Genomic DNA, 22333 nt, shown 5'->3' with positions numbered 1-22333 from the left:
GCGGTGAAATGCGTAGATATCAGGAGGAACACCAGTGGCGAAGGCGGTTCTCTGGACTGTAACTGACGCTGAGGCACGAAAGCTGGGGTAGCGAACAGGATTAGATACCCTGGTAGTCCCAGCCGTAAACGATGGATACTAGGTGTAGGCATCGAGGAAGATGTCTGTGCCGCAGTTAACGCATTAAGTATCCCGCCTGGGGAGTACGGTCGCTACGCCAGAAATCCCACCCAGTACGTAACCTCAGACTATGGAACAAAACATCAGGTAAGCATTCACGGACTGCAGCCCGAGCGCACATATACATATTATATCAGTCCTATCATCACCACCCTTTTCCCGGAACCTGATAAGAAAGTAGAGCTGACCAGGGTGTTTAAAGAATTTGCCGATCTCGATGTTTTATACATCTCCCGGACACCTCGGTATGAGCGTTTTACGGTAATTTACGATGAACATGGTCCGGCTAGCTATTCCGGAGGACTGTGGCCAAGTGTGGGTACAGAGGTGTTGTTTACTGCTGTTGTAAGTAACAAAGGGAACCTTACTAGCAGTCCCCTTATCTATCAATGGTGGATTGACGATCAGCTTGTAGAAAGCGGATCCCATCCTGCAATGCCACCGGGCCACAGGCAGGAATTCAGTATTCCTTGGCAGTGGCAGGAGGAAGCAGGGCAGGTTCAGTTTGTTGTACTGGCCGAGGATGTGAGTAATGAGCTTTCGGAGCGGAATAACTCCCGCAGGATTTGGACCGATGCTTTGAGTTTCAAATTCTTTGTGGAACCAGGGGTCTATGAGGTCTTTAATAGTTTGAAGAACATGACGGGTACCTATTCCTTTGAGGATTGGGCCTGGGCTCACATTGACCGCATGGATGGGATGTTTGAGCAGTGCGGTGTTGTGGAGTCGGTGTTCATCGATGAAGTGGAAGTTGTAGATAACCTTCCCAACGTGGGAGAACATGCGCCCTTGGCACTGGAGTGGGACGGAAGATGGGGCTGGGATGATCGGGAATGGACACCAAACAAGATTGAACGGGAAATGGGGGCTGTGCAATACACATTGATCCATGAACTGATGCATCAGCTTGGGATTATTGATGAGTATAACTTCAACTTCGATCCAAACTACCGGGACCGCAACGAGGTTAATCAAGAGATCTTTTGGTATCCCTACAAAGGAATTATGAATGATCTCAACAGTCGTACTCTATCTTCGCATACCCAGAATGCCCTGAATGCCAACAAGGGATTCCGCAGGGGGTTTTTTGGTGAGTACCTGTACGATCTTCCCCGGCATAATACGATTATTCTCAAGGACCAAGAGGGAAACGTACTGTCCCATGCCAAGATTAAAATCTACCAGACTGATTCCAATCGGATACTAAATGAGCCTGTTATCGAGGGAATGACCGATGTTCATGGACGTTTTATCCTGCCCAATCGGGAAATCTCCAAGGAGATCATCACACCGACAGGGCATCAACTCCGGGCGAATCCCTTTGGTCACATCAATGTAGTCGGTCTGAATGGGTTGTTCCTATGTGAAGCCCAAATAGACGGAAATAAGGTCTATGGTTGGTTAGGTATTTGGGAGTTTAACCTAGCATACTGGAACGGAAACGAAGAGGAAGCAGAGTATACCGTTGTAGTACGCTAGGATTAGCAGCACAGGAGGTGATACTTGTTTTACTGTTGTTTTAGGAAAACACCCCGCTAGAAAACCAACAAGGAGGATGATCTTACATGGGTAAACTAATTCTGATTTATTGACGCTTCGCACAGTCTGTCTACAAGGTAAAACACCAAAGGAGTGGTGAGAATGCGAAGGGTTTTTCAGATGGTGTCGATACTTGTTGTTCTGTTTCTGATCCCGGGCATTACTGCAGCTGCGATGATAGAGCTGGAGTTGGTATCTTGGGATGATCCATCGGGTCAGGAGATCGTTAGGCAAGCACTGGATGAGTTTGAGAGCCTTTATCCTAACATAAAGGTTAGTAACAGACAGATGCCCGACTATAAGGATTCATTAATTGTACAGCTCCTCACCAATACTGCCCCCGATGTTTATGTAGTGGGGGATTGGGATTACCCTGAGTTTTGGTGGCAGGGGTTTACTGCAAATCTGAATCCTTATATCGAGGAGTTCGGTATTGACAAGACACAGTGGATACCCACAATTCTAGCTTCACATACGATCAATGGGAACATTCATGTACTGCCCAAGGACTTCTCAACTATTGCCACGTTATATAACGCAGATCATCTAAACGGGGCCGGGTTAGCATATCCTGATCCTGACTGGAATTGGCAAGAGGCCTTACACATGGCCAAAAAGCTTACTATTGTGGATCCTGCAACACAGCAAATTGAAAGGTACGGTATTAGTGCTCCACCTACCTGGGCGAACCTGGCGTGGTCCTTCGCCAATGCCGCAGGAGTACCCATTATGGATGAGAACATGTCTACGTTTATCGGGCATCTTGATCATCCTAAAGCCATCGAGGCCATGCAGTTTGCCGTTGATCTGATTGTCAAAGAGCAGGTTGCTCCTGGCCCCGCCCAAGGTTGGGACGTTGATCTGTTTGTAAACCAAAAACTAAGTATGATTTTGTATGGTCCTTGGGGTATGTCAGAGTGGAAGGAGATACACAAAGACCTTGACTTTCGATCAGTTCAAGCCCCTTACTATGGGCCTGGTCGCACCACTGCTCTTATGCAAGCCGGTTGGGCAATGAACCCAAGTATTAAGGACCCGACTAGGGCTGAGGCCGCTGCCAAGCTGGTTCTTTTCCTAAGCGGACCCCGAGGACAGTATTACATGGCCCGATGGGCTTTGCCCTCAACACCTGAGACGGCTTTCGAGCTTGGTATCCATGAGGATCCCTACTTCCTGCCCTTTTTTGATGCAGCCTACGATGCCTACTTGCCATACTGGATCTACGTACCGGAGTTTGGCAATATCCTAGGTGGCCGATGGGCATCGATCGTTGATAGTGCTATTCGGGGTGAGAAGCCGTTAGCGGTAGGTATTGAAGAGATCATTGGACCGGCTGAGGCTGCACTACAAGAGGTAAGAGACTACTATAACATGGACTAAGAGGAACCCCTTTAATCGGAACAAGGTCCTCGGAGCGTTTTTTGCTCCTAGGACCTTTCCTGCTATAATATGACTATGGTTCTGCTAATGAAAGAGTACAAGAGTTAGGGGTATACAACTGTGACGACTCAAAGCGGGAAGAGGGTTCTTATCGTACGCCACGGCGAAACAGCATATAACCTGCAAAGAAGGTATCAGGGTCAGAAGGACATTCCCTTGACTTCCCGGGGGTTAGCACAAGCTAGCGCCTTAGCTAAGTACCTAGAGGATGAACCCATACACTATGTGTTTAGCAGCGACTTGTCTAGGGCAGAGGACACGGCTTGGTTAATTGCCAAAGGAAAGAACCTTACGGTAGTTATTCTCGAGGAACTGCGGGAACGCACCTATGGTGCTTGGGAAGGGATGACCTTTGAGGAAATGAGTGATCAGTATCCTGACGAGGTTGCAAAATGGCAGAAGCGTCCCTTTTCCTATGCACCGGGTAGGGGGGAGTACTTCTTTCAAGTACGTAGCCGTGCTAGAAAGGCATGGGAGATAGTGCTTGGATCCATGTCCCAAGGACAGACGGCGGTCATGGTTACTCATGGGGGATTAATGATTGCTCTGTTCTCCTACCTACTTGGGATCAAGAATGAGTATGTGTTTCGTCTTAAGCCCGCTAATGCCTCTTTAAGCATTGTGGTGGTCAACCACGATCGACCCGAGTTGCGTTTATTTAATGAGACGTGTTTTTTGGAGGACCTAGATACAACGGTATAGAAATAGGATATATTCGATTAGTTTAGTTCGGAGGAGACACCATGGGTCAATACATGATATATCTTTCCCTGATTGTCATAGTGGCTCTTTTCTACCAGGGTAAGTTTATCTATCTTCTGCTCTACACCTTACTCTTGATGTATGCAGCCTTGCCCCGGCTTATAGATTACGCCCTATCCCATTTGGTGATCCGGCGTGAGCTATCGGATAACAAAATATTCTATGGGGATACCACACAAATCAAGCTTGAAGTGCATAATCCGACTCTGGTTCCCTTACCCTTTGTAATGTTACATGAACGAGTCTCCCCGGATCTTGCGCGACCGGCTTTGTTTAAACATGTATCCTTCATAGCTCCGCGGGGAACGACCTATTATGAGTACACAGTAAAGGGACAAAGGAGAGGACTGCATGCCATTGGTCCTCTCCTGGTAGAAGTCGGCGATCCCTTTGATATTCACAAAAGAGCCGGGAAAATGGCCAAACTAGACCATCTTTTGGTGTATCCAAAGGTCCATTCTGTTGCAAATCTGGGTCTGCCCTCTAGGCTACCCTTTGGCGCGGTTAAGACCAAACAGCGTATCTTTGAGGACCCTAGCCAGATGATTGGTGTACGTAGCTATGCCGCCGGGGATCCCTTGAAGAGAATTCACTGGAAAGTATCTGCACGGGTGGGGACACTTCAGGTCAAGCAATACCAACCAACCATTGCTTTGGAGACTATGCTTCTAGTCAATATGAACACTGATGAGTACGCCGCTTATGCCCGGTGGCAAACAGAACAAGCCATTGAAGTGGCGGCTTCTTTGGCTAATGAGCTCTACAGGAAAGGACAAACCATTGGCCTGCTGAGCAATGGGAGTATCATAGCAATGGGAGAAGCCGATGGCGATGTAGTTATCAAACTAGAGGATCGCCCTGCGTTGGACGAGCAGTCTCAGGCCGACTCCCCTTTGCAGGGCGTTTGCATCCGCCCGGGTAAAGGCACGCTACATTTCATCCGGGTCTTGGAGCTTCTGGCTCGTCTACAACCCCAGAGCGATGTGCCCTTCGCAGATTTCATTGCCCGACAGAATACGGGATTATCCTGGGGTGCGACTCTGATTATTGTCACCTATCGGGACACAAAGGAACTGATTAGTGTAGCATACAGGTTACGCAAAAACGGTTTTAACGTTGTGATCGTTGTGATTGGCAAGAACATTGAGCACCGTCAATTAGCCCTAGGTAAAGGAATCGCGATATATCAAGCGGCATTAGGAGGTCAGGATCATGTTATCTCTTGGAGCAGCTAAGTTGAAAAAGGATACTAACTGGTTGGAGTGGATTGTACTCCCGGGGGCACTAATCGGGATGCTTATCTTTTTGGCAGCAGCTATCCGACTAACCCTAAATCTGTGTACGGCCAAATTACCCCAAGATAGTACACTTATGGTCTTTGCCGTGATTGTGATTATAGAGGGGGTCTATGGGACACTATTTCTCTCCAAGGCAATGCCTCCGGCAATTTTACGTGGGCTCGAGCTTGTTTTCATCATACAAGTGAGCAAGTATCTGACCCTTCGCGCTTTGCCGGGGGTCGATGTGACTGCCCAGGCCCTTCTTTCCGTCAGGAATCTATTGGATTTGACCTTTGCTGTACCAGTGGGCTTTATGTTGCTTCTTTGGCTTCTGGCGGTGGGTTTTACTTCGAACCTCGTCTGGATGAGGCCTACCTATGAAGATATGCGTGTACCCAGCCTGTCCGGTACCTATTCCACCTTGGTGGATCAACCCTTTGAAGTAAAACAACGACAGGTCAGCGCCTATAGGCAGATCGGTCGTCGTTTCCTCCGGTTGACATTTTTGCTTTTGGGTTGCTGGATTGTGCTCACAAAGATGGTCCATGAACCCCAAGACCTACATAAAACGGCCTATCACTATGCGCTCCTCGGAGGAGGATTTTTTGTTTTTGGCCTTCTTTTAGTTTCTCTAAGCTACCTTTATGAAACGCGTAAGCTTTGGGAACAAGAAGGGGCAACTGTTAGCGCAGGACTTGAGATAGCTTGGGTACGGAATACAGCCCTAGTTGTGTTACTTTTGATCATAGTCGGATTTATCTTACCGGCAAACATTTCCCCCCTAGACAGCAGCATGCTTGTGGGGCTTTTTGATTGGCTGTTCGGATGGGTGAAGGACATAGACATATCTCCTGCTGTAATGAGTCCTGATACACCCTCTACCTCCAATACAACGAAGACCAGTAGATCACCATCCTTTGCTTATCAGGATATGGACTTCCTGAACTTACTCGGATGGGGACTATTCTTCCTCGGCGCAATCCTATGGAGTATCCTGCCCCAAATTATTGCTCGGGTGGGCGTGATTCTTCTTATCTTAGGCATTGTGCTTTGGGCGATCTACAAGGATACCCAGCGTGCACCGAAGATCCTACGACTTCCCATGCTCTTTGTGCAGTGGATAGGGAAGTATTTCTTATTACTGCTTAAGTTTCTTAGGAGCTTGGTCTTTGCTTCATACAACAGAGTGCGTAGGCTTGGCAAAACCGTTGGACGTAAACTAGAACAGGAAGTCTTGGTATCCTATAGTCAGGAGACCCCAGGAAAAGATCAGAATCTCCTCGGTATGCATGGCTGGATTCGACATTTTTTCTCTTGGCTTCTGGCCAAAGGAAGAGCCTTGGGACGGGAACGTTGGCCCAGCGAGACCGCCAATGAGTATGTCATGAAGCTATCCGATGAGTTTACAGAACTCGAACAGGATCTAACCACCATTGGGAAGCTGTATACCGAGGTGCGGTACAGCAACTACCAACCAGACCAGAAGCTAGAGGAGCAGGGCCGGACATCTTGTCAGCGTGTGCGAAGGAAGCTGGAGCCAGTGGATTAGTCATAGCCCTCCCAGTCAGTTCGAAGATAATATTCAAGGACCACACGCGGCATATATAATGCCGTGATTTATTGTCGTATTAATTCAAAAAGTGCATTCAAAACCTCAGAAAAGCAATCAGATGGCCGACTCGTTTTTGCCATCTTGGCTTGCAGGAAAACCAGAGTAAGTGTCGAATTGTAAAAGTAACAGTATTTCGTAACATGTTTCAAGGAGTTGTCCGATGAAAAGTCTAAGGCAGATTGCCAAAGAAGCAGGGGTATCCGTTGCCACAGTCAGTAGGGTGATCAACAATTCCGCCAAGGTGTCGGCAGCAACAAAGGCCAAGGTGTTAGCAGTGTTGAAAGACTCAGACTTTGGGTCTTCAGATAGACAGGACAACACGGCAGATTTTGCAGTGGCTGCTTCCGGCCTTAGAAATCCCTTTGTGGCTTCAATTGTCGATGGCATAGAGAAGCAGGCGGCGGAACATGATATGAATCTGCTTTTCATACGAAATGGGGGTGGGCCACCGGCGGAGAAAGAAGTGGTGGAAAGTCTTTATGAAAAAGGAATTCGCTATTGTATCTGCTTTACGGGGTGTACTGACATAAGTCGGGATGCCTCCTTTTACGAAGAATATACACTGCGGGGGATGCGATTTTTCCTGATTGATCAGTGTATTCAAGGATTAGATGCCGATACGATTCTTGGAGACAATTACCAAGGGGCAAGGCGGCTTACTAATCACGTGATCGGGAAAGGTCATCGTCATATCGGCTATTTGGCTGGGGGCTCGGGGCATACATCAAACACCCAAAGGGTACGGGGTTTCCTTGATGCAGCCGCGGATCATGGCGTAGATGATGTCTTTGTTATGAGTGGTAGCTACAATCAGCAAAGCGGATATGAGAGAATGAATACCCTATTATCTTCTAGTCAGTATCCTTCGGTGGTGATCGCTGGCAACAACGATATTGCCCTTGGTGCCTTCTACGCAGTCCATGAACGGGGACTAAATGTGCCAAAGGATATATCCTTGGTCTGTTTTGACGAAGTAGATGCTGCCTTTATTGCAAAGAACTTCTTCACCACTATGGCACAACCTTCCTACCTGATGGGATCTTTGGCTTTTGAAGTGATGAATTTACGGATGAGGATACCAGACATGCCCACCCAGCGGCTGACTTTGGCGCCGAGACTAAATGAAGGCAGTTCATTACTAGATCTTGATGCAACAGCAACCACTTGATTTTACCCAAGGAGGCCTTACATATGGGAAGACTACGATTCAGACAGGTGCATCTAGATTTCCATACCTCGGAGAAAATTGTCAAAATTGGTACAGACTTTGACGCCGATCTGTTTGCCCAAACCTTAGAAGATGCCAACGTTGATTCCATCACCTGCTTTGCCAGGTGTCACCATGGCATGATCTACTACGATACGAAGTTTGCCGAAGCCAGACACCCAGGACTTGAAATAGACTTGCTAGAAGAGCAAATCAAGGCTTGTCATAAAAGGAACATTAAGGTACCCATTTACATTTCCGTTGGACTAGATGAGCATATCGCGGTAAAGCACCCCGAGTGGCGGGAACTAAGCGTTGATGGGAGACTAGCCGGTGCAAAACCCTTGGAAGCTGGTTGGCATAAACTATGCCTAAATACACCCTATATCGACTATGTATTGGATCAAACCAAGGAAGTTCTTGATTTATTTAATGTTGACGGCCTGTTCTTTGATATTATCCACCAAGGGCAATGCCTATGCAAGTATTGTCTATCCGGGATGATTGAGGCAGGACTAGATCCAGATAACGCCGGAGATCGTAGTACATATGCACGGAGTGTATTAGCAGCCTTTCAACGAAGAATGACCAACATGATTAGGCAGTTCAACAAAGATTGCACGATATTCTACAACGCAGGTCACGTCTCACCGCGAACAGCCGATCTGTTAGATACCTATACCCATCTGGAACTTGAATCATTACCTAGCGGTGGTTGGGGCTATGAACACTTCCCCATTACTGTTCGATATGCCAAGAACCTCGGAGTTGAGTACCTAGGGATGACCGGCAAGTTTCACAAGTCCTGGGCAGATTTCGGGGCCTTCAAGAACGAAGCAGCTCTACAATATGAGTGCTTCAACGCCCTAGCTAACGGTGCTAAGTGCTCTATTGGAGACCAGCTTCACCCCTCTGGACGGCTTGATCCAGTGACCTATGATTTGATTAGTGGTGTCTACAAGGAAGTTGCTGCAAAAGAACCTTGGTGTGACGATGCTTCCGCCGCAACCGAAATTGGGCTTTTTACTCCTGAAGCCATTGGTAGGTCCCAAGGACGCATTGATCCAGCCCTAGCGGGAGCTTACCGGATGCTTATCGAGTCCCACTACCAGTTTGACGTAATCGACCAAAGAACGAACTTTGATCAATACAAGGTGATCATTTTTCCAGACAAGATCGTCTTTGATGGTGCACTACAGGACAAGACCACCAAGTACCTGGCCAATGGTGGTAAGTTGATTCTCTCATATCAATCGGGTATGGACCAAGACCTAACACAGTTCATGCTCGATATGGGTGCTAACTACCAAGGGGAGCTTCCCTACAGCCCTGATTATGTAAAGGCCAGACCCAAGTTTTCCTCGGATATCCCAGAAACCGCCTATGTAATGTATGATCAGGGTCTTGCCATAAAGTTAACTTCAGGGCAAGTACTAGCAGAACTATGGCAACCGTATTTTAACCGTACTTGGCGACATTTTTGCTCCCATAGACATACCCCTGTAGAGAAAAAAATGGCAAATCCAGCCGTGGTAAAGAACGACAACATCATCTACTTTGTCCATCCCATATTCTCCATGTACAAAAACCATGGAGTAAGAGTATATAAGCAGATGGTGAGGAATGCTCTTGGACTCCTCTACCCTCATCCATTAATAAAGACTAATGCACCTACCACGGCAAACATCACCCTAAACTGGCAAGAGGCTAAGCAACGCCATGTGGTGCATATACTTCATTATATTCCAGAACGACGCAGTTCCATAGATACGATTGAGGATGTCATTCCTTTGTATAACATACGGCTTGAAGTAAAGACGTCAACGAAGCCAAAACGAGTGTACCTAGCACCTTCTTGCGCGGAAATTGGATTTGAGTATATCGATGGGTATACATCAATGACCGTTCCGAGAATAGTGGGTCATGAGATGGCTGTGCTCGAATACTAAATTCCAATCATGAATCGGATTTGCGAAACATAGAATGATCATAGACATCATAGACGGTAATAAAAGGACTTAGGTGCAGCGATGTAGAATGAATACCACTAACAGGATAAACGATGGTCGTCTCCTAGCTACAGTAATTACCAAGTATACGGGATAACCCATAGAATCTACAAGTCCTGAGAAGTTCCTCCTTGATGCGCAAAAAAAGCGCATTATGAGAAGGAATATCTAAAAACGCGTAGAACTATAGCTTATATGGCGCGAGATCCAGGAAACAAAGGCAAACTGGACGGTAGCGTCAAGCACCAACTGTTGAATGGGAAATGTATTGCTCGGTCCTGTCTCCACACGGGTACTGATTAGCGCTCGATCATTTCCAAGGAGACGCATTCAACAGCAGTTTGTGAGTATTGAAGTTTAATCTAAGGGGGTGGCGGATCACTTACATTAGGTTTGGCAGTACCAAAATTGACACAAGAAAAAACATTATGTTGGAGGTTACAGCACATGAAAAAACTTGCATTAGTAGCTAGTTTGGTCCTCTGCTTGATGCTGGCTTCTTTGCCTGCTTTTGCGGCTAAGGATGCTGACATTGACTGGGGAACAGATGAATGGGGTGGCTATTGGGGCTTTACCTACACGAAAGCACCCGGTACTGAAGAGGGCCAGCTTCAACCCTATTTCCACTTCCGGGCGGATCAGAGTCGTTTTAACAAGAAAGTTGACGGTGCATATGTAGAAGGTGGACAGAACTTAACGACATTGTTTGGGTGGAAGCTAGGCTTTGCGTACTCTCCCTATGTTGCCCAGGTAGACGGAGACAGTCGAGTATATGGTCTTCGCATCTACACTTATAAATGGAACGATTGGGCTTTTGATGGTACGTATGTGATTGGCTACGAAGCTCCAGATAATTACTGGAAGGGAGACCTCATCGAAGGGCCGAGCCGACAGGATGTCTTGCTTGGCGCTAAAGGCAAACTAGGTGATGTTGATCTTAGCGGTGCCTTGGTTCGCTTCGAAGTTGGTGATAAGTTCTACTATAACTATTCTCTGATTGCTGATGCAAAGCCGATGACCGACATGACCGTGAAGTTCACCTATGCTGGTTATCAGGTCAACAAAGATTGGCTCTACAACGTTGATGGAAATTGGAAGTATATGCCTGGAAAACTTGAATTCCGTGCCGGTTTCCGAAACAGTGAAATCATGAATGTAGAGTCAGCAGCTGTGCGTGGTCCTGGTTTTGTTGGTGGCGACGATGATAAAAAGGCGTATGTAAATAAAGACGGACGAAATGCTATCAACGCTATTTATAATCGTGATCAGAGCGTCAACTTGGGTGCTACCACTTGGTTTGGTCTTGGCCCTGTGGATAACAAGCTGACTGTTGACTATGATACAACCAACCCTGCCAAGAGAAACGACGTCGATGACGTTATTAAGGTTGGATTAGAGAGTAAATATGAGGGTTTTGTGTTCAATCAGTGGGGAACAGTAATCGTGCCTGATGAAAAGACTACGGATCGTCATTCAGTGATAAATGATCCAACTGTAAACCGATACGATTACGGCTTAACCGTAACTACTCCCAAATACGAGCTTGGTTATGGCTTTACCGCTACGGGACGTCTAGACTTCGATTGGGATATGAACTATGATACAGAGAATCGGTATCATACCATTGCTGGTCTTATCGTAAGTGGCAAACAGGATATCTGGAAGCTGAAGAATGTTGCCCTAGATGCCAAAGTTGCTGTTGATATGCCCAAAGAAAAGACCATCATTGAAGATCCTGTTAAGTTTGCTGGACGTGCGATGTATCAGGCACCCAATGGGATTAAGTTCCGGGCTGAGTACTATAGTTCCGTGGACTATGCCGAAGGCGGTCCTGGTGGTGCAGCAGAGTGGGTACATGGACAGAAGCTGCACCAGCGTTATGGTGCGTACCGGTTCTATGAGGACTCGAACTCACCCGTAGGACTTCGTGTAGTAGTAGGCGTACCTTTCTAACTTAAGCTAATATGAATCCGGGCTTGGATTACCATCCAAACCCGGATTTTTTTGCATAGAGCTACTATCAACAAGGTGTGTGGGTAAAGGCGTTGACGATAGGTAAAGACATCGTGATGAGAAGGACAGTGGTAAACAACACTAGGTAGGCATTTTGTTACACACTATGTGGAATCGAGAATCCCTCGCTATTAAGCTCGTTCATCTTGGGATTAGATGAAAAGGTGGAACGGGTGTTTCTGTCCTGAAGGAGAACCTGGATTGATATCGAAAATGTGCTTAGTTAGCGGATAAAAATGACGTTAGGTTAAGGAGTAAAGACTATGATCTTAGGTAGGGTCCTCGGAAATGTGATTAGCACCCAGAAAGACGGGAACTTACAGGGATTTAAGCTTCAGGTAGTGCAGCCTATTGATGCCTATGACCTAGCTCCTAGGGGTAACGCCATTGTTGCGGTGGATACCGCGGGAGCTGGCTGCGACGATGTTGTGATGGTTGTCTCCGGTAGTTCGGCACGACAGACGAGTCAGACCAAGACGTGTCCTGTGGACATGGCGATTGTCGCGATTGTTGATACGGTAGAGATCCAGGGCAAGAAGGTCTACGGGAAATAGGTAATACTTGTGCTGAGCGGGGGTGAAGCCTGGGGCAGCTTCAATAGTTGACCCAGCGATCATAATGAAGTTTGCACAGGTTATTGGCAATATCGTATCTACCCAAAAGGATAAGAACTTACGTGGGATTTCGCTTCTTGTGTTGCAGCCCCTTAGCTCAAGCCTGGAACCTGAGGGAAGGCCATACATAGCGGCTGACGCGTTAGGGAACGCTGGTCAGGGTGATATCGTCTTTGTTGTCTTTAGCGGGGATGCACCGGAGGCTTTTGCGCAGGAACTGTGTCCTGTTGATGCGAGTATTGTAGGTTTGGTTGATGAAGACTGTAGGAAAGAGCTCATGGCTTAGCTAGGGGGTTACCTTGTGATCTTAGCTCGGGTTATCCAGCCGATAGTATGTACATATAAGCACGAAGCCTATGCCGGGAAGAAGTTCTACCTGTTGAAACAGGTAGATGCTGAAGGAAATGAGACTGGTGAGTATGAACTAGCAGTTGATTATGTCGGAGCGGGCCCGGGCGACCTTGTGTTGGCGGGGGGAGTCCCGGGAGTGGCTTCAGAGGTGTTTAGTCTAGAAAAGGCTCCCATTCAGACGTTGATCATGGCAATAGTGGATGCTGTAGAATGAGGACGAGGTGATGATTGTGCAAGAATACAATCGACTGGGCGATTGCTTAGCCGATCGTGGAATCAATGTGGATGATGTAAAGGAGAGGCTGAAGGAGCAGAAACTTGAGACCCCCTCTTGGGCCTATGGTGATGGGGGAACAAGGTTCTATGTCTTCAAACAGGCTGCAGCGGCCAGGACTGTGTGGGAGAAGACAGCCGATGCCGCCGAGGTACACAAGTATACCGGGATTACTCCCACTGTGGCACTACACATTCCCTGGGACATGGTAGACAACTGGGAGGAGTTGAGGAATTACGCCGAAGAACAAGGAGTAAGAATCGGCAGTATTAATCCCAATGTGTTCCAGGAGCCTGAATATAAGTTGGGTAGTGTGACCAACGTCAATGGGCAGATCCGGGAAAAGGCCACGGATCATATGTTAGAATGTGTCGAGATCATGAAGCGGACCGGTTCTAAGGTGCTGAGCATGTGGCTGGCCGATGGTACCAACTATCCGGGGCAAGGGGATTTTCGTCGGCGCAAGAGGTGGATGGAAGAGGCCTTTGCCAAGGTGTATGGGGCCCTAGACGACGACATGGTGATGTTGATTGAATATAAGATGTTTGAACCAGGCTTCTATCATACGGACCTGGCTGATTGGGGTATGGCGACGAATTTAGCGAAGAGATTAGGCCCCAAAGCAAAGACCTTAGTGGATCTTGGCCACCATGCTTTGGGTACGAATATTGAGCATATCGTGGCGTACTTGATTGATGAGGGTAAACTAGGTGGTTTTCATTTTAACAATAAGAAATATGCCGATGATGATCTTACCTCGGGCTCCATTAATCCCTATGAACTGTTCCTAATCTATAATGAACTTGCCAAAGCCGAGACTGATCCAGATGGTGGGCTCGAGATCGCATATATGATTGACCAAAGTCATAATATCAAGCCGAAGATGCAAGCGATGATTCAGTCGGTCCAGAACCTACAGACCGCCTATGCCAAAGCTTTATTGGTAAACCAGCGGCAGTTGGAGGAGTATCAAGCTGCGGGTGATGTAGTGGGTGCGGAGGAGGTCCTCATGACCGCTTTCAATACTGATGTAACGCCATTGCTTGAGGCTGTTCGTCGGGAACTCGGAGTCCCAGAGCAACCCTTGGATGCTTTTCGAAAGAGTGGTTACGAAGAGCGGGTGGCCAAGGAACGGAGTAAATAAGATGAGGCAGGGTTTTCGCCCTGCCTTTGTTATACCATTCTGATGGCAAATTCGGGGCAGGCAGCACTGCAGTATCCACAGAGGATACACTTGGTCCGATCTAGTACGGCCTTGTCATGTTGCATGAATAGGGCGCCATTGGGACATGTATTCGTGCAAGTACCGCAGCCTTTACAAAGACTTGGGACTACATTTAGCTTCTTATCAGCAATGCCGTATTCCAGTAAGCTATCCGGAATGGGCTGTTGGCTTATCATTCGCAGGTTAATGTCCACTTCGGTTTTGTTGACCATACCGATGGCAACAACCTCAAGACCTGGGGTCGAAAGAACCCATTCGAGGGCGGATTCTCGCTCGTTGAGCAGATTCCCTCCGGCAAAGGCCTTCATGGCGTAAACACCTTTCTTTTGTGCGCATGCGTAGGCCATTGCTTGTTGCATATCTTCCTTACTTCCACCCAGGATACCTAATCCCGCCTTATTGATGAGGGCAAAAACAACATCTATATCTGGATTTTCGGCCGCCTTGGTTACCACCTGGCAATGATGAGTAGCAATGCCAACTGCACCAATGATTCCCTTTTCTTTATACTCCAAAAGGCATTTTAGTGCTCCGGCTCTTTGAGTAAATACATCTATCCCGGCCCGGGCGGCGTGCAGATGGAAAATGGGGATCACATCTAGATCCAATTTCCGTCGCGCATCTTCTACGCTGTTTTTCATATCTTCATAGGAACATGCCGCAGATTTGCTGGCGATTACCGGTGGGGAGGAAACTTGCTGAATTGCCAAGCGAATATGCTCATAGGTACCATATAGTTCTGCGGTGTCGATGAAGTTTACCCCCTGTTTCAGTGCATAGGCGATTACCTCCGCACCAGCTTGGGGCGAGAGACCCTTCTGTAAAGGACCCATGGGTAAAGCCCCGAAACAGAGCTTGCTTACTTTCAAATTGGTGGTACCGAATGTCACCTGTTGGATCTGTAACACCTCCGATATTTTCCCAAGGCACACCTTGTCAAAAATTGTTGGATGCTTATTAAAGGGGTAGGTATGGGCTTCCTGGTGCAGGAAACGTACTACCGACCCCTATCCTATGGTTGTCCTAAGAGATAAAACAAGGAGCCTTGGGGACCTAAAGATACTACCAGCCGCGGTTTTGGATCCGGTCTTCTTCCTTCATGGTTGATGTGGCAATTCCGGACATAGGTTCACCAAGTTTTCTTGAAACCTTAGCGATAAGCTCTGCATCCTTGTAGTTCTTGGTAGCTTGCACAACAGCCTTAGCCCGGGCGACTGGATCGGCGGACTTAAATATTCCTGAGCCAACGAAGACTCCATCGGCGCCAAGCTGCATCATCAAAGCAGCATCGGCAGGGGTCGCAATTCCACCTGCTGCGAAGTTAACCACAGGAAGCTTGCCTGTCTTTGCTACCTGCAGCAACAGGTCATAGGGGGCACCCATTTCCTTTGCCTTGGTCATTAACTCTTCTTTGGGTAGGGTGGTAATCGTCCGCATCTCGTCGGTGACAGTTCTCATGTGTTTTACTGCCTCGACCACGTCTCCGGTACCTGCTTCGCCTTTGGTACGGATCATGGCAGCACCTTCTGCAATTCTTCGCAGGGCCTCACCCAAATTCCGCGCACCACAAACAAAGGGGGTCTTAAACTGCGTCTTGTCAATATGGTACTTATTATCCGCTGGGGTTAGTACTTCACTCTCATCGATGAAGTCAACCTTAATGGCCTCAAGCACCTGGGCTTCCACAAAATGACCGATTCGGACCTTGGCCATTACTGGAATACTCACTGTCTCCTTGATCTTCCATATAATCTCTGGGTCAGCCATTCTGGCGACTCCGCCAGCTGCGCGTATGTCCGCAGGTACTCGCTCTAAGGCCATGACAGCCACTGCGCCCGCATCTTCGGCTATTCTAGCTTGCTCGGGTGTAGTTACATCCATAATCACGCCACCGTGAAAGCGCTGTGCAAACGCATTCTTATCCTTAACCATGGTATCTTCCTCCTGCTTTCATCGAAATCCTATTCACCAATATTATACTCTTTGTTGAGCGCATCGTAAACACCGCCATCTTTAGGCCGCTTCTTTACATTGCTTTTTGGCAGGAATGTATCCAATGGCAGCGAATATGTAGAGAGCAGATTAAATAATGCAGCTGCATTGTGAAAAAAGGAGGAAATAATGTGAAAGTACGAGTTGATGAGGATCTTTGCACCGGTTGCGGGCTTTGCGAAGATACATGCCCAGAAGTATTTGAAGTTGATCTTGACGAGGATGTCGCCAAGGTGATCGTCGATGAGGTACCTGAGGAATATGAGGATGATTGCCAGGAAGCAGTTGACGGTTGTCCAGTCGAGTGTATTGAGGTTGTTGGTTAATAACATAGGGGGCACATATGTGCCCCCCTTCGAAAAGGCTCAGCTAGAAACATAGATCCTGCCTGTGAGATTATGAGTAATGTCTTGTCTCGAATGGGCTCACGCCCCTTTTGTGCCTAAGCTTTACTTTTCTGTGTAGTGGAAATGTCCGGTACAAAATACTGATGTGGTCCTTTGCAGAATTACTGGTCATGAAAGGTTTTCATGTGCTCCTGTAGACTTTGGATGATCACAAAGACACTCCTCCCAGAACGTCTTGTTCGTAGCTCCTTCACAACCAAGCTTGTGATAACTTAGGTTAACTACAGCCGTCGTATCCATGCCCCGGATAGTCGTGTGCGCTTGCTTCTACCCAGTATTATCATGGGAAAGGCACAGGGTGGCCATCAAGTCGATCGTTCCCATCCTTAGCTTAACAAATGGGTTCTTCCCACCATCCGAAGGCGATTCTACCACTAGCCGCTAACTCCGGTGTTTCAGGATTAGATAGGAAAACAAGGAAAGACCCTCCCGGGGGAAAGATGAACTTACCCTGTTCATCATCCACAAGGGTAGTCTCTGGTTGGCCGCGGCGGACAAAGGCCTTTATACCGCCTACTGGATCTCCGGTGACATTGGTGGCATACTGCAGCCTGATCTTCGGCTTTGATGGCGGATAGAATGCCAGGTTTGCCGGAGTAACTAACGGCGAATCCAACGGTGTGCCTGGAGGCACAGCCATAAACCAGATCTGGACGCGAAAGGGTGATTCAGAAACATCGCTCACAGTCCAGACCGTTACATGAAGATTGACCCCGGAGTCAACAGGGTTATATAGCCGGGCCCAAGCACTCGTTCCTTCCCCCAAGGTCAAGTTATCTGCATAACCAACGAAGTACTTTCCTTCCAAGGATTTGGCCAGATTAATCGGTATTGCAACGGTATAGTTTAATGACGATGGATAGATTGATGGCCTAGGATAACCGCAACCGGGGAAGCATCCGTATCCTTGAAGGGGATAGTTTATCGCTGAAACCGGGGTGTGTTGGAATAGCTCCATTGGAGTATTTCCTCTAGGGTTGCTATCCATATGTCTTTCACTCCTTTCAATTGGCTCTCGTTCAATCATATGAGGAAACTAAGGTGAGGGTGTTTGATTATTAGCTGTATGGTTACCGATATGCCCCCAGCGTTCTATTAGTGTTTAGCGCTCGAATATTGGTACTAATGCCTTCTGCAATAGGTGGTGATAGAAAATTCTGGTAATCCAGATAGAGACTATTAGAAGTACTAAGCACTAGTTGATTATCAAAATTGCTAAGTTTAATCCATGGCAGGGATCAATGTAATGGCGTCGAAGATCATAACTCCATGCTATGTATAAAGACTGTCTATAAGTTGTCCACAATCTGTGTAAAACTTGTGGATAACTTTTGGGGATAATCGTGCAAGACTGTGATAGAGGCATCTTGAGGAGTGGGGTTTTCCACAAGGACGATTTGAGAGGAAAGAGCACATGCAGATTGAGATCCGTGGTGTTGAAAAGCTAAGCTTTCGAGAGCGGCAAGTAGTTGCGCTAAAAGAGATGGGTTACTCGAATGATGAGGTTGCCCAAAGACTGGGCATAGGTAAAGGTTCTGTAGCAACCTTGTATAATCGGGCTAAAGTAAAAGGCTACCAAGTCGTGATCATTCTTACCGGAGATCCCTTGGGGATCTTAGGTCAAGAACCGGAGGATGATGGACCGGGCCAGTGATGTCCATGTGTGGAAAAGTAGAAAACTGCCCATACTATCCTAGTAATCCTGATACAGCTGTGTAAAGGAGTTGGTCGGTATGGGTGGAATGGGTACTGCGTTGACCTTTAAGGATACAATTGAGGAGCAGATAACCGAAGTTGAGGCATGTTTGCTGGAGGTGGTCGCCTCAGAAAGTGAGGCCATGACAGAGTTGGCCACTCATCTGCTCAGTTCTGGCAAAAGGGTTCGTCCAAGGTTAGTTCTTCTTTGCGCGGATTTATTTAAACCGGTAGGCCGGGCAGCTGTTGAAGTCGCAGCTAGTGTAGAGCTGATTCACATGGCTTCGTTAATTCATGATGACATCATCGATCATGCGCATATGCGCAGGGAACGACCTAGTGTTAACGCACGCTGGGGAAATCATCTAGCTGTGCTTGCAGGGGACTTCCTGTTCAGTAGGGCTTATCAGGTGCTAACAAGACATGTAGGTTACGGTGTTGTCCCGGTGATTACCAATGCCATCGGGGATATGTGTATCGGTGAAGTTGAGCAAGCCCGTAGCCTTTTTGACGTTGCCCAAACGGAGGAAATGTATTATCGGCGGATTCTTGGCAAGACAGCATCATTGATTAGAGCATCCTGTAAGGCTGGCGCGCTAATAGGACAAGGGCCCGAGGCGCTGATTGAAACTGTAGCCTATTACGGTGAGCAAATCGGGTATGCGTTCCAGATTATTGATGACGTTCTTGATTTCATACCCCGGGCGAGTACTGGTAAATCGGTGGGTTTGGATCTATTGCAAGGGATTATTACCTTGCCGATTATCCTATTACTCCGGGACGGCTCCAAGGGCTGCAAGCTAAAAGAGGCCATTCGGCGAAGGAAATCAGATGATGCCCTATGGCAGGAAGCTTGCACGCAACTTGAGCATACTGGTTGTCTATCCCGAGCAAGAGACAGAGCAAAGCAGCATATCTTCATGGCAAAGCAGGCCTTGGCACCCATTCCGGACTCAAGTGCTAAAACGAGTCTGTTGACTTTAGCTGACGAACTTTTGGCACGGAGTTGGTAACCGGTGAGACGAATAGCACTTGTCATCGGCATGATTACTGTGTTTCTGATCTACCTTGGAATCAAGCGTCCTGCGCCGGTTAGTCAAATGCCCCATATTATTGTCGTCAAAGCTCATAATCGCCTGTATTTCTTTGATCACCAGCGGCTGGTACACGATTTTCCCGTTGCCACGGGAGAACTTCCCACGCTGACCCCCGAAGGAAGCTTTGTAATTGGAGACAAAGCAGTAAATCCCTTAGGTCTGCCTCTGGATGATAGTGTCTATGGTTCCCATTGGTTAGGCCTTTCCCATCTGGACGGCACGGACACTAAGTATGGCATTCATGGTACCAATGAGCCGTCGTCCATTGGGTTTTATGTTTCTAAGGGTTGTATCAGAATGCGTAATGAGGACATCGAAGCGTTGTATCCAATGGTGGAACAAGGAACCCGGGTGTACATCCAAAGGGGTTTTTTCTACGGAGTGCGTCGCTGGGTTAATCGACTGAAGAGAGGTGCGCAGAATGCAGCAAACTCAACCAATTCTACCTACGCCCTATTATCTAAATAGATACATTCACGTGATCATGCCGCGGGTGAGGGATGAATTAAGGAGTTGGCTTCAGGAACTTTGCTGCTGCCCCGATGCGGAACTAGCCCAGCAGGCAAAGGAGAGCATTGCGTTGAAGGAGTTTCATTGCCTAGGGGGTGGGGCCTACATCCTGGGATTACAGGCGCAGGAGGAACCATTACTCAGGGCTATCGTTTCCCTTCAGACCATTAGTGACTATCTGGATAATCTATGTGACCGGGTTGGATTTGAGGATGAGCAGGCCTTTCGGAATCTGCATCAAGCGATGCTAAATGCAGTGGGGGAGTCCAGCATAGATTCAGACTATTACCGTGGGTATCCTCATCAGGATGACGGCGGCTATCTAGAACGCTTGGCCCAGACGTGCTTGTCTGCATCAAGGCAACTGCCGGGCTTCTTCTCGGTTCAGCCTGAGATTAAGGTACTCATCCAAAGATACATTGATCTGCAGGTATACAAGCATTTACCCTGTGGACGGGAAGGGGCATTGACCAGTTGGTTTGCCGACTATCGGTCCAGATTTCCCAACTTGTTTTGGTGGGAATTTGCTGCCGCGTGTGGCTCTACCTTGGCCGTTTTTGCCCTGCTTCGGGCTGCAACGTTGGGGCCGGTAGATGAGCAGTCAAAAGGAGCCATCTTAAGATGCTATTTTCCTTGGGTGTGCGGATTACATATTTTGCTAGATTACTTCATTGATCTTGAAGAGGATAGACAACACCGGGATCTGAATCTGGTATCCTACTACGGGTCACTAGATCTTCTCACAGGACGGTTAATCTGGTTCTTGCGCAATAGCATTGATGCTTCATCGAGACTACCCGAGGCCCAGTTCCACCTGTTAATTGTGCGGGGCCTTTTGGCGATGTATCTTTCTGACCCTAAGGTAGACGATCAGGGATTTGCATCTGTCAGGGAGGCACTGCTGACTTCCGGAGGCATGAATAGCCGGTTAATGTATCGAGTCTGTCGTCTGCTTAGGGTGGGCCACGTGCTCTAACTATTGATTGGGATGAACACTAGAACCCGGATTAGGGTCCAACTTTCATTCGCAATATGGAATGTCTGGAGGAGATGCACTAGATTCTAGCACCGAATAAATCATTGCTTTCCGTTATTTGGCGGGATACTGATGATAGATACCACAGTAAACGAGACGGTTAGGTGTCGAATTAAAGAGACACACGGGCACATTAAGGGTGTTCGGAGTTCTTACTAACCGGTGATAAGCATGTTACAGCTAGGTTACGAAGACAAAGGTAAAGTGTTAGAGGCGCTGAAGGCGGCGCTGGAGAGGTTAGTTTCCCTAATCTTATAGATGCCATCATCATGGAAATGAAGCACGAAGGTGTACGGCAGTTGCCGGAAAGCGCGTATCCCGACAAACGTGCAGCGAACATGAGTATACCACTACATTTGCTTATGGCTCTGTCTATAGCAGCAAAAATGAAGATAATGACGAGTTTGACCGACATACCTTTTGCGATCACAGATGCCGAAACGTTGCTGAAAATCGGATGGAACCTATGGGATAGCGAGCGGGACTTGGAGTACGGTCTCATGAGCGAGGGAACTATCAGGAACTGGGTGGGGAAGTATAATAGCTACGTTCTTAACAAGTCAACATCCTCCGAAACTTTCACAAGTTCTGGCAGGGATTGCAGCATAATATGTGGAATTGCTTCCTTAGCCATCGTGTTCACTCCTGTAATGTTTTGTTTTCAACCAACACCATTGGACAAACACGGTGGCTTTCCCTTCCTAAACTCCCACTCCTTAGGCTGGTGCGGGAGCTCTATCTAGGTCCTCCTAATTTATACCACTACTTGATATTCTAACGGCCAGGCAAATCGTAATGACCTATGAGTTAAGGCCTGAGATAGAAAGGACTATCGGCAAACAAAGGACTTTTGGAACATCGAAGATTTCAAGAGCACTAAGCACAATTCTGTGGCGTTCCATGTCGTTATGGTGTTACTCGGTTATCTCTTTTTCCAGTTGTACAAAGGAACCGAGAATGGTCGGCCATGGGCGTATTTAGTTATTGGGGGGAGAAGAGTTGGTCATCAAATCTTCCGTTTACCCAATCCAAACGTAGGTGAAGTAGATGGTTGAACCCTTCCTCACTCCAGCGCATACCCACTCCTTTG

21 protein-coding genes and 1 rRNA gene are annotated in these 22333 nt (G+C 47.6%); 19 read left to right on the top strand and 3 right to left on the bottom strand.

What is annotated here, in order from left to right; all coding sequences use genetic code 11:
• The 13 genes from M0Q40_10000 to rhaI form a co-directional block, all read left to right on the top strand.
• Positions 1-336, top strand: a 16S ribosomal RNA gene (locus M0Q40_10000); the annotation flags it as partial.
• A 36-nt stretch (positions 337-372) separates the two neighbouring features.
• The gene (locus tag M0Q40_09995; GenBank protein ID MCK9222932.1) at positions 373-1659 is read left to right on the top strand and encodes a hypothetical protein; all 1287 of its coding nucleotides are present in this window, start codon (positions 373-375) and stop codon (positions 1657-1659) included.
• A 162-nt stretch (positions 1660-1821) separates the two neighbouring features.
• On the top strand, positions 1822-3099 hold the full coding sequence (locus M0Q40_09990) for an extracellular solute-binding protein (protein MCK9222931.1): 1278 nt from the start codon (positions 1822-1824) through the stop codon (positions 3097-3099).
• 120 nt (positions 3100-3219) lie between these two features.
• Positions 3220-3861: a histidine phosphatase family protein gene (locus M0Q40_09985; protein ID MCK9222930.1), complete on the top strand. Its 642-nt coding sequence runs from the start codon at positions 3220-3222 to the stop codon at positions 3859-3861.
• 41 nt (positions 3862-3902) lie between these two features.
• A complete protein-coding gene (locus M0Q40_09980; protein MCK9222929.1) occupies positions 3903-5156 on the top strand; it encodes a DUF58 domain-containing protein in 1254 nt (417 codons plus the stop codon).
• A complete protein-coding gene (locus M0Q40_09975; protein MCK9222928.1) occupies positions 5134-6750 on the top strand; it encodes a DUF4129 domain-containing protein in 1617 nt (538 codons plus the stop codon). The genes M0Q40_09980 and M0Q40_09975 overlap by 23 nt, the downstream gene beginning before the upstream one ends.
• 223 nt (positions 6751-6973) lie before the next feature.
• Complete coding sequence (locus M0Q40_09970) at positions 6974-7981, top strand: LacI family transcriptional regulator (GenBank protein MCK9222927.1); 1008 nt, start codon at positions 6974-6976, stop codon at positions 7979-7981.
• A gap of 23 nt (positions 7982-8004) precedes the next feature.
• A complete protein-coding gene (locus M0Q40_09965) occupies positions 8005-9969 on the top strand; it encodes a beta-galactosidase trimerization domain-containing protein (protein MCK9222926.1) in 1965 nt (654 codons plus the stop codon).
• Between the two features lie 507 nt (positions 9970-10476).
• A complete protein-coding gene (locus M0Q40_09960) occupies positions 10477-11982 on the top strand; it encodes a hypothetical protein (GenBank protein MCK9222925.1) in 1506 nt (501 codons plus the stop codon).
• A gap of 323 nt (positions 11983-12305) precedes the next feature.
• On the top strand, positions 12306-12596 hold the full coding sequence (locus M0Q40_09955; protein MCK9222924.1) for a EutN/CcmL family microcompartment protein: 291 nt from the start codon (positions 12306-12308) through the stop codon (positions 12594-12596).
• 64 nt (positions 12597-12660) lie between these two features.
• The gene (locus M0Q40_09950) at positions 12661-12942 is read left to right on the top strand and encodes a EutN/CcmL family microcompartment protein (protein ID MCK9222923.1); all 282 of its coding nucleotides are present in this window, start codon (positions 12661-12663) and stop codon (positions 12940-12942) included.
• A gap of 15 nt (positions 12943-12957) precedes the next feature.
• Complete coding sequence (locus M0Q40_09945; GenBank protein ID MCK9222922.1) at positions 12958-13221, top strand: EutN/CcmL family microcompartment protein; 264 nt, start codon at positions 12958-12960, stop codon at positions 13219-13221.
• A 10-nt stretch (positions 13222-13231) separates the two neighbouring features.
• The gene (rhaI, locus tag M0Q40_09940) at positions 13232-14425 is read left to right on the top strand and encodes an L-rhamnose isomerase (GenBank protein MCK9222921.1); all 1194 of its coding nucleotides are present in this window, start codon (positions 13232-13234) and stop codon (positions 14423-14425) included.
• Positions 14426-14454: 29 nt separating this feature from the next.
• Here the strand turns inward: rhaI and M0Q40_09935 are convergent, their stop codons facing one another.
• Entirely contained in the window at positions 14455-15414 is a 960-nt protein-coding gene (locus tag M0Q40_09935; GenBank protein ID MCK9222920.1) for an aldo/keto reductase, read from the bottom strand.
• Between the two features lie 154 nt (positions 15415-15568).
• Entirely contained in the window at positions 15569-16438 is an 870-nt protein-coding gene (gene pdxS, locus M0Q40_09930) for a pyridoxal 5'-phosphate synthase lyase subunit PdxS (protein ID MCK9222919.1), read from the bottom strand.
• A gap of 191 nt (positions 16439-16629) precedes the next feature.
• Between pdxS and M0Q40_09925 the strand changes: the two genes are divergently transcribed.
• Positions 16630-16824 (top strand): ferredoxin, encoded by a 195-nt coding sequence (locus tag M0Q40_09925; protein MCK9222918.1) that lies wholly within the window; start codon positions 16630-16632, stop codon positions 16822-16824.
• A gap of 412 nt (positions 16825-17236) precedes the next feature.
• Here M0Q40_09925 and M0Q40_09920 read toward each other — a convergent pair whose 3' ends face one another.
• Positions 17237-17893, bottom strand: coding sequence for a DUF6143 family protein (locus M0Q40_09920; GenBank protein MCK9222917.1), 657 nt, complete (start codon positions 17891-17893; stop codon positions 17237-17239).
• A gap of 426 nt (positions 17894-18319) precedes the next feature.
• On the opposite strand from M0Q40_09920, the gene M0Q40_09915 reads away from it, so the two are divergent.
• The 5 genes from M0Q40_09915 (at position 18320) to M0Q40_09895 (ending at position 21986) form a co-directional block, all read left to right on the top strand.
• Complete coding sequence (locus M0Q40_09915; protein ID MCK9222916.1) at positions 18320-18559, top strand: sigma-70 region 4 domain-containing protein; 240 nt, start codon at positions 18320-18322, stop codon at positions 18557-18559.
• 79 nt (positions 18560-18638) lie between these two features.
• The gene (locus M0Q40_09910; protein MCK9222915.1) at positions 18639-19613 is read left to right on the top strand and encodes a polyprenyl synthetase family protein; all 975 of its coding nucleotides are present in this window, start codon (positions 18639-18641) and stop codon (positions 19611-19613) included.
• Positions 19614-19616: 3 nt separating this feature from the next.
• Positions 19617-20165, top strand: a complete 549-nt coding sequence (locus M0Q40_09905; protein MCK9222914.1) for a L,D-transpeptidase — start codon at positions 19617-19619, stop codon at positions 20163-20165.
• Complete coding sequence (locus tag M0Q40_09900) at positions 20119-21183, top strand: tetraprenyl-beta-curcumene synthase family protein (protein MCK9222913.1); 1065 nt, start codon at positions 20119-20121, stop codon at positions 21181-21183. Before M0Q40_09905 ends, M0Q40_09900 begins: the two co-directional genes overlap by 47 nt.
• Positions 21184-21542: 359 nt before the next feature.
• Complete coding sequence (locus M0Q40_09895) at positions 21543-21986, top strand: hypothetical protein (protein ID MCK9222912.1); 444 nt, start codon at positions 21543-21545, stop codon at positions 21984-21986.
• Positions 21987-22333 lie beyond the last annotated feature (347 nt).

The sequence above is a fragment of the Limnochordia bacterium genome (assembly GCA_023230925.1).
In the GTDB taxonomy this organism is placed as follows: Bacteria; Bacillota; Limnochordia; order DUMW01; family DUMW01; genus JALNWK01.
Note: the sequence above shows the minus strand (reverse complement) of the source record. Positions and strands in the feature narration are given on the sequence as shown.

Bases quoted from the DNA above. Each gene is read 5' to 3' on its own strand.
- M0Q40_09990 (MCK9222931.1), top strand. From the start codon at position 1,822: ATGCGAAGGGTTTTTCAGATGGTGTCGATACTTGTTGTTCTGTTTCTG.
- M0Q40_09980 (MCK9222929.1), top strand. From the start codon at position 3,903: ATGGGTCAATACATGATATATCTTTCCCTGATTGTCATAGTGGCTCTT.
- M0Q40_09975 (MCK9222928.1), top strand. From the start codon at position 5,134: ATGTTATCTCTTGGAGCAGCTAAGTTGAAAAAGGATACTAACTGGTTG.
- M0Q40_09970 (MCK9222927.1), top strand. From the start codon at position 6,974: ATGAAAAGTCTAAGGCAGATTGCCAAAGAAGCAGGGGTATCCGTTGCC.
- M0Q40_09965 (MCK9222926.1), top strand. From the start codon at position 8,005: ATGGGAAGACTACGATTCAGACAGGTGCATCTAGATTTCCATACCTCG.
- M0Q40_09960 (MCK9222925.1), top strand. From the start codon at position 10,477: ATGAAAAAACTTGCATTAGTAGCTAGTTTGGTCCTCTGCTTGATGCTG.
- M0Q40_09955 (MCK9222924.1), top strand. From the start codon at position 12,306: ATGATCTTAGGTAGGGTCCTCGGAAATGTGATTAGCACCCAGAAAGAC.
- M0Q40_09950 (MCK9222923.1), top strand. From the start codon at position 12,661: ATGAAGTTTGCACAGGTTATTGGCAATATCGTATCTACCCAAAAGGAT.
- rhaI (MCK9222921.1), top strand. From the start codon at position 13,232: ATGATTGTGCAAGAATACAATCGACTGGGCGATTGCTTAGCCGATCGT.
- pdxS (MCK9222919.1), bottom strand. From the start codon at position 16,438: ATGGTTAAGGATAAGAATGCGTTTGCACAGCGCTTTCACGGTGGCGTG.
- M0Q40_09920 (MCK9222917.1), bottom strand. From the start codon at position 17,893: ATGGATAGCAACCCTAGAGGAAATACTCCAATGGAGCTATTCCAACAC.
- M0Q40_09915 (MCK9222916.1), top strand. From the start codon at position 18,320: ATGCAGATTGAGATCCGTGGTGTTGAAAAGCTAAGCTTTCGAGAGCGG.
- M0Q40_09910 (MCK9222915.1), top strand. From the start codon at position 18,639: ATGGGTGGAATGGGTACTGCGTTGACCTTTAAGGATACAATTGAGGAG.
- M0Q40_09900 (MCK9222913.1), top strand. From the start codon at position 20,119: ATGCAGCAAACTCAACCAATTCTACCTACGCCCTATTATCTAAATAGA.